The organism is Cesiribacter andamanensis AMV16, from assembly GCF_000348925.1.
In the GTDB taxonomy this organism is placed as follows: Bacteria; Bacteroidota; Bacteroidia; order Cytophagales; family Cyclobacteriaceae; genus Cesiribacter; species Cesiribacter andamanensis.
This window is the reverse complement of the sequence record NZ_AODQ01000158.1, coordinates 1-9,114: the sequence shown is the minus strand read 5'-3', so window position 1 is coordinate 9,114 and position 9,114 is coordinate 1. Positions and strand designations below refer to the sequence as shown.

At 56.2% G+C, this 9,114-nt stretch carries 9 protein-coding genes; 5 read left to right on the top strand and 4 right to left on the bottom strand.

Annotation, left to right across the window (positions count from 1 at the left end):
• Positions 1–18 precede the first annotated feature (18 nt).
• The gene (locus ADICEAN_RS18920; protein ID WP_009197268.1) at positions 19–693 is read right to left on the bottom strand and encodes a hypothetical protein; all 675 of its coding nucleotides are present in this window, start codon (positions 691–693) and stop codon (positions 19–21) included.
• Between the two features lie 235 nt (positions 694–928).
• Complete coding sequence (locus tag ADICEAN_RS18915; RefSeq protein WP_009197267.1) at positions 929–1,657, bottom strand: OmpA family protein; 729 nt, start codon at positions 1,655–1,657, stop codon at positions 929–931.
• Between the two features lie 208 nt (positions 1,658–1,865).
• Between ADICEAN_RS18915 and ADICEAN_RS18910 the strand changes: the two genes are divergently transcribed.
• From ADICEAN_RS18910 to ADICEAN_RS18890, 5 genes are all read left to right on the top strand, one after another.
• On the top strand, positions 1,866–3,344 hold the full coding sequence (locus tag ADICEAN_RS18910) for a PAS domain-containing sensor histidine kinase (protein WP_009197266.1): 1,479 nt from the start codon (positions 1,866–1,868) through the stop codon (positions 3,342–3,344).
• Positions 3,345–3,400: 56 nt separating this feature from the next.
• A complete protein-coding gene (rfbA, locus tag ADICEAN_RS18905; protein WP_009197265.1) occupies positions 3,401–4,279 on the top strand; it encodes a glucose-1-phosphate thymidylyltransferase RfbA in 879 nt (292 codons plus the stop codon).
• A 113-nt stretch (positions 4,280–4,392) separates the two neighbouring features.
• On the top strand, positions 4,393–4,893 hold the full coding sequence (locus ADICEAN_RS18900; RefSeq protein WP_009197264.1) for a sll1863 family stress response protein: 501 nt from the start codon (positions 4,393–4,395) through the stop codon (positions 4,891–4,893).
• A gap of 11 nt (positions 4,894–4,904) precedes the next feature.
• On the top strand, positions 4,905–5,144 hold the full coding sequence (locus ADICEAN_RS18895) for a hypothetical protein (protein WP_009197263.1): 240 nt from the start codon (positions 4,905–4,907) through the stop codon (positions 5,142–5,144).
• Positions 5,145–5,162: 18 nt separating this feature from the next.
• Positions 5,163–5,720 (top strand): DUF4142 domain-containing protein, encoded by a 558-nt coding sequence (locus ADICEAN_RS18890; RefSeq protein WP_009197262.1) that lies wholly within the window; start codon positions 5,163–5,165, stop codon positions 5,718–5,720.
• 16 nt (positions 5,721–5,736) lie between these two features.
• Here ADICEAN_RS18890 and ADICEAN_RS18885 read toward each other — a convergent pair whose 3' ends face one another.
• Both ADICEAN_RS18885 and ADICEAN_RS18880 read right to left on the bottom strand, forming a co-directional pair.
• A complete protein-coding gene (locus ADICEAN_RS18885) occupies positions 5,737–6,972 on the bottom strand; it encodes a DUF3999 family protein (RefSeq protein WP_009197261.1) in 1,236 nt (411 codons plus the stop codon).
• Positions 6,956–9,114: DUF2339 domain-containing protein (locus ADICEAN_RS18880; RefSeq protein ID WP_152426520.1), on the bottom strand; the 2,159-nt coding region annotated here is incomplete at its 5' end. The genes ADICEAN_RS18880 and ADICEAN_RS18885, both read right to left, overlap by 17 nt.

Genomic DNA, 9,114 nt, shown 5'->3' with positions numbered 1-9,114 from the left:
AGTTAGGGCCTTCGTTGTTCAGGGTGCACCCAGGTTTTTGGCCTCGGTCCACTCGCCGCTCTGCACATTTTTTTCAGAGAACCAGATATCTTCCTTGTCATTTACCCCCCCTACGTTGCCGGGGTGGTTGCGGCGGCTAAAGAACAGGGTATTGCCATCGGGAGAGAGCAGGGGCTTCAGTTCCTTATACTCGCTGTTGATCTGCGGGCCCAGCTTGCGGGCCTGAATATCGGGGTTTACATCGGCCGCCACATTTACATCGATCACAATGGGGGAGCGCGACCTTGAAATACCAATGGCATCAATGCTGTGGTAGCCCGGCAGGGCGGTACCGTCTATCACCACCTTTATGGCGGCTACATCATACTCGGTGCGGTCCAGGAAGATATTGAGCAAACGCCCCTGGGCGCCGGGCAGGGCCTGAGGGGTAAAGGTTTCAATGAGGTATTCTTTGCCTTGGGTATCATAGGCGTAGACCTCCGATACGGCCGAGGGGTTGTAGGATTCGGCAATAACGATCTGGCGAATGCGCATAGGCTCATCAAAGCCTACTTTTATAAACTCTTTGCGGTTGGGCCGGTCGGGGGTCCAGGCATTGGGGTTCTCGCCACCGGCAGGCAGCACGTTGGGGGCGCGCAGCGCCTGTCTTCCGGAAAATTGGGTGTCGGATATTTCGCTGGAGACTTCCAGCACCTTTGATGCCCATTGAACGTTCTGAGCATAAGTTGCTCCAACTGCTAACAATATAAAGCAAAGGAAAAGTAAACCCGATCGGTAAAGGTGTGATCTCATATCCTTAGTAAGTAGTTACGCGTGTAAGGTTTGGTCTTGAAAATTAAAAATATTTTCCTGAAGCACAAGAATAGTCCCCGTAAGTTACAAATTTTGCCGGATTGTGAATAGAAGGCGCAGAATTTCGGAAGAATTATTATTCCTGTAAAATTCGTATTTCCACGCGTCTGTTAAGCTGCCGCGCCTCCGGCGTATCATCCGTAGAAAGTGGGTTAGAACCCCCAAAGGCGCGGGTTTTTACCCGGTCTTTTTGTATGCCTTTGTTGATAAGGTAATTGCGGATCACCGTTACCCGCTCGCCCGACAGGCGTTTGTTAGCCTGGGCAGGTCCTCTAAAATCGGTATGCCCCTCCAGCTGAATGATCAGCCGCGGGTTGTGGATCATCATGTCCACCAGCCGGTCCAGCAGGGGGTAAGACTGCTGCATCAGAATAGCCTCGCTTTGTTCAAAAAGGATGTTGTCAAATTCCATGATCTGGCCAATGCGCACCGGCTCCATCATAAAATCCTTGCGCACAAGCTGGTCGTGGTCAAAATCAAAAATATCGATCTGCTGGCGCAGGGGTACATACCCCTCTGCAATGGCCTCAAACATGTAGCTGCGCTCGTTGAGCACCGGCATCTGGTAGGCACCCACCTTGTTGCTGGATGATACGCCCACATCATCGCCATGGGGCAGCTTGCGGAACCGGATGCGAGCCGTAACCGGTGTGCTGTCTTTGGCACTCAGCACCCTGCCACTGATAAACACCAGCGAATCCGTCGCATTCTGCGCATAACGTACCTGAGCGGGAAGGGTACCGGACATGATCCCCACCAACAGCAGGGATAACAGTAAATACCGCAGGCTTTCTCTCTTCTTCATGAACATTACTGGTTTCATCAGGGCAAATGTACCGGTACAGGCGCCTTTCTTCCACTTTATCCGAAAGAAGGGTACTTTGCACCAAACAGAAAACTAAAATACGGCAAAACTAGCTTCTTTGTAATATAATTACGTACTTTTGTTTTAATGTGATAGAGTAGCGAGAAGTTCTTAGACAAGCCGTTACACCTCCTTCACAGGCTCTTTCATGCTTCCTGCTGGAAAAAAAGAGGATATCACCGCTCAGGCTGCAACTTCTGCAGATGGTGCTGCCGGCCTACTGCTGCCGGCAGAAGTCTATTCTATTGTTAATTTAGTAGAAGACCCCTGCTGCCTGGTACTCCCCGACAGCCGCATTCAGGCTGCCAACCCTTCTTTTCTCTCTTTTGTTGGCAAGCCCGGCCTGCAGGCCCGCCAGCAAAGTTTTACCGACTGGGTTTTCCCCCAGGACAGGCCGCTTTTTCAGCGCATGCTGCTGCTGGCCAAAGCCAAACAGCAGGTATACGAGCTCAACCTTCGCCTGCTCACCCCCACCCACAACCAGCAGCCCTGCCGGCTGCGACTCATGAGCATCGGCGCTTCAGTAGGCATTGTTATCACCCCTGCCAAGGCCCAGCCCGAGGCCGGGGAAAGCCAGGAGTTTGACCGGCTCACCCCCGCCTCCCTGGTCTATGACCGTCACTTCAACCTGATCAAAATCAGCCGGCAGTTTTGCCACATGCTGGGCTATGGCTATGAGGAACTCTGCCAGATTGACCCCGCATCGCTGCTGCACCCCCAGGACCTGCCCCTGTTTACCAATGCCATGCGCAGCCTGGTGCGGCGGGATCAGTCCGGCTTTAGCTGCGAGCTCCAGCTGCGCCACCAGGAGCAGCACTACATCTGGATCCAGTATACGGCCACCCTGGTAGAGAACCCCGGCGAAGAGCCCTACATCACGGCTGTGGCCCTGGACATAAGCCCCCTGAAGCAGCGGGAAAAACGCCTGCAGGAAGAACAGGAAGATATGAGCCTGTTTCTGGACCGGGTAACCCACGACATGAAGGGCCCCCTGCGCTCGCTGATGGCCCTGCACCACATTGTGCAGCTGGAGCATGGGCAGGACAGCAAGGTAATGGAGTACTTTAACCATTACCATGCCACCGTGGCGCGGCTCAACGCCACCGTATCCGATCTGCTCTCGCTCTCACAGGTAAAGCGAGGCACCGATCGCATAAGCCCCGTGAATCCACGCACCATGGTGCAGGATTGCCTGCAAACCCTCTGCCACCTGCCCGATTTTTACCGCATCAATTTTACCATACGGGTAGAGGTAAAGGAAGATGTTTTTGTAGAGGCACGCCTGCTGCAAACCATTATCCAGAACCTGCTGGAAAATGCCATCAAATACTGCTCGGAGACTGCGCCCAAAGTGGTGGTGCTCATTAACCTCAAGGAGGGCCAGTTGATTGTGGATGTAAGCGACAACGGCATTGGCATTGATGAGGAGGCCCAGGCCCACATCTTCGAAATGTTTTATCGGGCCACCACCCGCTCCAGCGGTACCGGCCTGGGGCTGTATATCCTCAAGAATGCCGTTGACAAGCTAAAAGGCACCATCCAGCTGCGCAGCGTGCCCCGCAAGGGCAGCCGCTTTATTGTGCGCATCCCCTACGTTTCCCCTTCTGCCTCTGCCGAACTGCAATAAGGCTTGCGTGCGCGGCCAAAGCTCCTTATTTTAGCAAAAACTAGTACAGCACCCCCATGAAAGGAATCATTCTGGCCGGCGGCTCTGGCACGCGCCTGCACCCCCTTACCCTGGCCGTAAGCAAGCAGCTCATGCCCGTGTATGACAAGCCTATGATCTACTATCCCTTGTCCATACTCATGATGGCGGGCATACGGGAGGTGCTGATCATTTCTACCCCGCACGATCTGCCCCATTTTGAGCGCCTGCTGGGCGATGGCCAGCGCCTGGGCTGCCAGTTTACCTATGCCGTGCAGCCGGAGCCCAAGGGCCTGGCCCAGGCCTTTACCATTGGCGCCGATTTTATCGGGGCAGAAAAGGTGGCCCTGATTCTGGGCGATAACATTTTCTACGGCAGCGGCCTGGCCAACATGCTGCAAAGCAATACCAATCCCCAGGGAGGGGTAGTGTTTGCCTACCATGTGCAGGACCCGGAGCGCTATGGGGTAGTGGAGTTTGATGACGAGCAGCGTGTGCTGTCCATTGAAGAAAAACCGCTGAAGCCAAAATCCAACTATGCGGTGCCCGGCCTTTACTTTTACGACAATCAGGTAGTAGACATTGCCCGCAACCTGGAGCCCAGCCCCCGGGGCGAGCTGGAGATCACCGATATCAACCAGCACTACCTGCGCCAGAACCAGCTAAAAGTGGGCATCCTCAACCGGGGCACCGCCTGGCTGGATACCGGCACCTTTGCCTCCCTGATGCAGGCCGGTCAGTTTGTGCAGGTGATCGAAGAGCGGCAGGGCCTTAAGATCGGCTGTATAGAGGAGGTGGCCTACCGCATGGGCTTTATTGATACCGAGCAGCTGCACCGGCTGGCCCAACCCCTGATGAAGAGCGGCTACGGCCAGTACCTGATGCACCTGCAGCCGCAGAAAAGGGGCGTGTTATAAGCCGGGCAAAGCTATCTGGCAGCCTTCAAAGGCACTATCTGGGCAGATAGGGGCACCAACCCTGCCCATTTTGCTGCGTACACTAACATGATATCACCAGTTTAGTGTCAGACATGAGCAGCACCCCCCTTTTGAACAGTCCCCTTGGAAGCGGTCTCCTGATGGCCGCCCTGTTGAGCCTTACCGCCGCCTGCAGCAGCGGGCGCGAGTCGCTGGCCGAAGGGCCGGTTTCCTTTACCCAGCCCGAAGCCCCCACCGAAATTGAGTACGATCAAGCCAACAATGAGCTGTTTGGCGCCTATCATTCCATTTCGGATGAGGTCTGGCAGGAAAAAGAAGTGCTCAACAGCGAGCTAGACCAGCAGCTGGTAGCGGTAGACCTGAAAATTGAAGAAGTAGAAGACCAGGCCAAAAACGTACCGGCCGCAGCCAAACAAGCCTACGAACAGGTAGTTGATGATATGGATACGGAGCGGGAGCGCCTGGTGGAGCAGTACCAGCGAATCAATGCCGCCACTGATGAAAACTGGGAAGAGGTAAAAAGCGGTGTGCGGGAAGTAATTCAGGACGTTTCGCTTGCCGTTACCAACTTAGCCACTACCTTAGACCAATAAACAGCAACCCTATGAGACTAGCCGGAATTGTCATGACCATTATGGGCCTTATTGCCCTGGTATTTTCCATCATTGGCATTTTTACCTCCAGCAAGGGGGTAGATACCGTTACCTTCTTTGCCAATTCGTGGTTTCCCATCATGTTTATTTTCTGGTTCGGCGCCGGTGTCAGCATCCTGCTAACCTTTCCGGCGCATGATGAGCACAGACCGCATACCACCCGTACCACCACTCCCCCGCGCAGCAGGTAGTTGGTGCGCCTGCCTCCTATGAACTACCGCCTGTACCATACGCTTTTGCCAGCACTTGGCCTGCTGCTCCTGTGCGCCTGTGGCAATGGGTCCAGCAATCAGCAAACGCTGGAGCCCGTGCAGCAGACCACCGATCAGCTTCAGGAAAACCTGGAGGCCAATTTTTTACTGGATAGCTACAGCTATGGCCTTATGCTGGTGCATTACAGCGAACTGGCTGCCCAAAAAGCTAGCACCCCTACCGTAAAAAGCTTTGCCGAAAGCTCCCTGGCCTATCATCAGAAACTGAATGAAGAGGTGGAGCACCTGGCCGCTGCCCGCAAGCTGGCACTGCCGCAGACACCCGGCGAGGATGTGCAGGCCTACCGGCAGGAACTTGCCGAACTGCCTGCAGAAGCATTTGAAATACGTTACCTGGAGGTGCTGCGCGATATTCAGACCAAAATGATTGGCCGCTACGAGCAAGCCACCAGCGGTTCACTGGAAGAATACCTGCACAACTGGAGCATGAACACCCTGCCCAACCTGCGGGCCCACGCCCAAACCGTAACCGATCTGTTGGAGCAGCTGCAGTAAGGGGCACTGCCCTGGCTTACCCTTTTCTGAGCATCTGTAGGGTAAACCAGCCCAGCAGCACCATAATAGCGCCCATTACAGCCCATAGCCAACCCTTATGGCTGAACAGCGGCCGGGCCAGCGCTCCCCGGGACTGCCGCTGCTCTTCCGGGCCCAGCTGCAGCGGGTCAGGGGCTTCCGGAATAGTGTCCGTAAACCGGTCCAGGTCATAGCGGGCAGGCCTTGCCGCTGCATTGCCATACACCAGATAATAGGTGCCGGGTACTGCAAAACGCGCCACCAGCTCCCATTGCGGACTGCTCAGGCGCGCGCCCTCCAGCTGCAGAGGGGCATTGTCATAATTGTCGATGATGAGGCGAAAGTGCCTGGCAATGGTGGTGGGAACGCTGAATTCTGCGCCCTCCAGCGAGCTAAGCGTACTGCTGAGCAGCGTCTGATAGCGGTACTGCCAGCCGCGGGGGGTTTCTGCACTATCGGCCAGGTACTGGATGCGCAGGGGGCGGTAGTAGGCCAGCGTATCGGCCACCTGCAGCCGAATGGCCGATACGGGCACTACCTGGGCCAGGGAGATCTCCACACGGCTCTGTCGCTCCTTTTTATCATGCACTACGGCAAAGCGGGCGGGCTTACGCTCCTGGTAACGGCCAGGCAGGGTATCCAGCTCGGTAAGACTAGCCCCCAGGAGTTTAGGGGATTCATCACTATAAATACTGAGCCGTAGAAAGGGGTAGTTGGTCCTGGGAAAGCGCAGGGTGGTGAAGCGGTAATCGGCCAGGCCGTTCTTAATGGCCAGCAGGCGTTGCCGATCAGCCAGCAGATGCCACTCCTGCTGATCGTGGCTTCCTTCCAGGCGGGCCCGCCAGTCAAAATTCTCCCGGTCTAGCTGCAGTTCCAGCTGGTTTACCTCCCGGCCCTGGGGCAGCTTAAAGGTATATTGATAGCGGCCGGGCTGGCTGCTTTGGTTCAGCATGCTAAAGGAGAGCGGCTTTTGCACCCATTCCCGCTCGTGGCGGCGCAGCACATAGGGCGCTTCTACGGTATCGCCCCCGGGCTGTACCCCCAGTATGCGGATATCGGCCAGGTTGGGCTGCAGCCGGCCAAAAAGCGAATCGGGCAGGGGAATGGCATGCCATTGCTGCGCCTGGCCCTGCAGTTGCCGCTGGTAGGCATAGCCCCGGTACTGGGCCTTAGCCTCTGCAAGCAACACCACCACCAGCGTAAGGCTGACAAAAAGGCTAGGCCGTAGGTTCATCGAAAATAAGGGCTTTGTATTTGTTGTACAAAAAGGAGATGATGAGCAGCAAAACGCCCAGCGATACAAACACCACCGTTTTGGCAATGGTATCCAGGTGCACAATATCGTAAAAGAAGAGTTTTATGAGCGTAACGGCAAACAGCACAATAGCCCCGATGCGCAGCGCTTTCTGCCGCTTCCAGATGCCCAGCACAATCAGCAGCAGGGCATAGGCTCCCCACAGCAGGCTCAGCCCAAATTTATAGGTCTGGCTGGAGCCGGCCATGTCCATCCAGTGGATCAGCTCACTGCTCAGTATCCACAGCAATACCCCATACAGCAGCATGTTGGCCTGCGGCCGATGCTGCTGAAGGGCCATAAAGGGGGTGCGCAGGTAGCGGTAGCTGGTCCAGAGCATTCCTCCCAAAAACAGGAAGGAAAAGTAGCGGATCAGCACATGTCCTGGGCCCCGCTGGTAATACTCGGCCATGTGGCCGCTCAGGTAACTTTCCCGCAGCTCGCTCAGGGCCAACAGTCCGCCCCAGAGAAATACCAGCAGCAGCAGGCCGTTCAGTCCCAGGTTTACCAGGCCCAGCGGCCGGCTCCTGATCCGCAGCTGATTAACCAGCGCCAGCAGGCTTAGAAACAGCAGGCTATAGTTCAGCATCCACACGCGCCTGAACAGGAGCAGGTCATGATCCCAGCCCGATAGCTCCACCTGCTCATAATCGGCAGATGTATAGGTAATGTAAGAGGCCTGATAAAGCCCCTCCCAGTAGCGGGCAATCTCCAGCCCGAACAGCTGATAAAGCGCCAGCAGAAACACCGCCGGCAGCCCTACCCGCAGCAGCTGCAGGCGGGTGGCTGCGCCCGTCAGGGCCGGGGGGTAGCGCAGGTTGAGCCAGCTCATCAGGCCAAAGGCCGCTGTAAAAAGCAATGTAAGCAAAAAGGCCCCGTTCAGCACCGGCCGGATCTGGGTTTGACCCTCCGGAAAATAGGTGGCCGGGCTCTCCGACCAATCGTGCAAAATACTCCCAAAAGCCAGCAGCATCAGCGCATATGAAAGGCTTTCATAAAAACTAACCCCGCGGCTGCGGCCAATCCAGAAGAGCAGGGCCGCCTGCAGGGCCCAGAGCAGACTTACCCACTGCCCCTCCAGCTGCACCGGCACCGCCAGGGTAATAAACACCAGCACCAGGCCGCCCATCAGGTAAAAGAGCGTGCGATCGGCCAGCCGACGCCGGTAAATGAGCACCGCCACCCCAAAGTGCAGCAGCGCATTCAGCAGGGTAAACAGGCCCAGCAGCTCCTCGCCCTGCGGCAGGTCCTGGATCAGGGCATAGCCCACCCCATAAAAGATAAAGGCATTGAAGAGCAGCAGCACTACATCGTCTTTCTGAAACTGCTCCAGGCGCAGCAGCTTGTAGGCCAGCAAAATGCTGTAAAAGATCAGGAAGAACAGGGCCAGAAAGCCAAATGCAATGCCCCAATGGCTAGGCTCCCGCACGGTATAGCTAAGGGCAAACCAGCCCATGTACACCAGCCAGCTAAGGCCAAAGGCCGTATAGACCAGCGATTTCCACTGCCGGCTAAAGGAGATCAGCAGAATGCCCGCATTCAGAATGGCCATGTAGCTGAACAGAATGGCCACCCTGCCCGATCCATCGCTCAGCAGAATAGGTACCGCATAGGCGCCCACCAGGCCAAAATGAGCTATGACGGCCATGTTGTACTGCAGGGCCGCCACTACTGTAAAGACCGTAAACACTACCATCAGCCCAAAGGCCACCCCCTGCGGGATCAGCGCATAGAAGTCGTAGGCCGCATAGGTAATGAAGTAGAAGATGGCCATGGCGCCGCTCAGCAGCACGGCGCTAAAGTTCAGGTATTCCCTTTTAAGCTTAAGCGCAAAGGCCAGCAGGCCCAGGCCCGCCAGATAGCCCAGCACAATGCGGGTGAGGGGGCTTACCAGATCATGCTCAATGGCGTATTTGGCCCCAATGCCTACCCCCAGCACCAGTATGGCAATGCCCAGCTTGCTGATGAGGTTTTCGCCGATGAACTTTTCAAGGTTTGCAGCGGGAAAGAGGGCCGTACGGGCAGCCCGGGCTGGAGCACCGCTCGTGGGCGCAGCCCCTGCCGATGGGGCAGCCGGCGGCC

Excerpts from the sequence above, each read along its gene's own strand:
- ADICEAN_RS18915 (WP_009197267.1), bottom strand. The coding sequence starts at position 1,657 with ATGAAGAAGAGAGAAAGCCTGCGGTATTTACTGTTATCCCTGCTGTTG.
- ADICEAN_RS18910 (WP_009197266.1), top strand. The coding sequence starts at position 1,866 with ATGCTTCCTGCTGGAAAAAAAGAGGATATCACCGCTCAGGCTGCAACT.
- rfbA (WP_009197265.1), top strand. The coding sequence starts at position 3,401 with ATGAAAGGAATCATTCTGGCCGGCGGCTCTGGCACGCGCCTGCACCCC.
- ADICEAN_RS18900 (WP_009197264.1), top strand. The coding sequence starts at position 4,393 with ATGAGCAGCACCCCCCTTTTGAACAGTCCCCTTGGAAGCGGTCTCCTG.
- ADICEAN_RS18895 (WP_009197263.1), top strand. The coding sequence starts at position 4,905 with ATGAGACTAGCCGGAATTGTCATGACCATTATGGGCCTTATTGCCCTG.
- ADICEAN_RS18890 (WP_009197262.1), top strand. The coding sequence starts at position 5,163 with ATGAACTACCGCCTGTACCATACGCTTTTGCCAGCACTTGGCCTGCTG.
- ADICEAN_RS18885 (WP_009197261.1), bottom strand. The coding sequence starts at position 6,972 with ATGAACCTACGGCCTAGCCTTTTTGTCAGCCTTACGCTGGTGGTGGTG.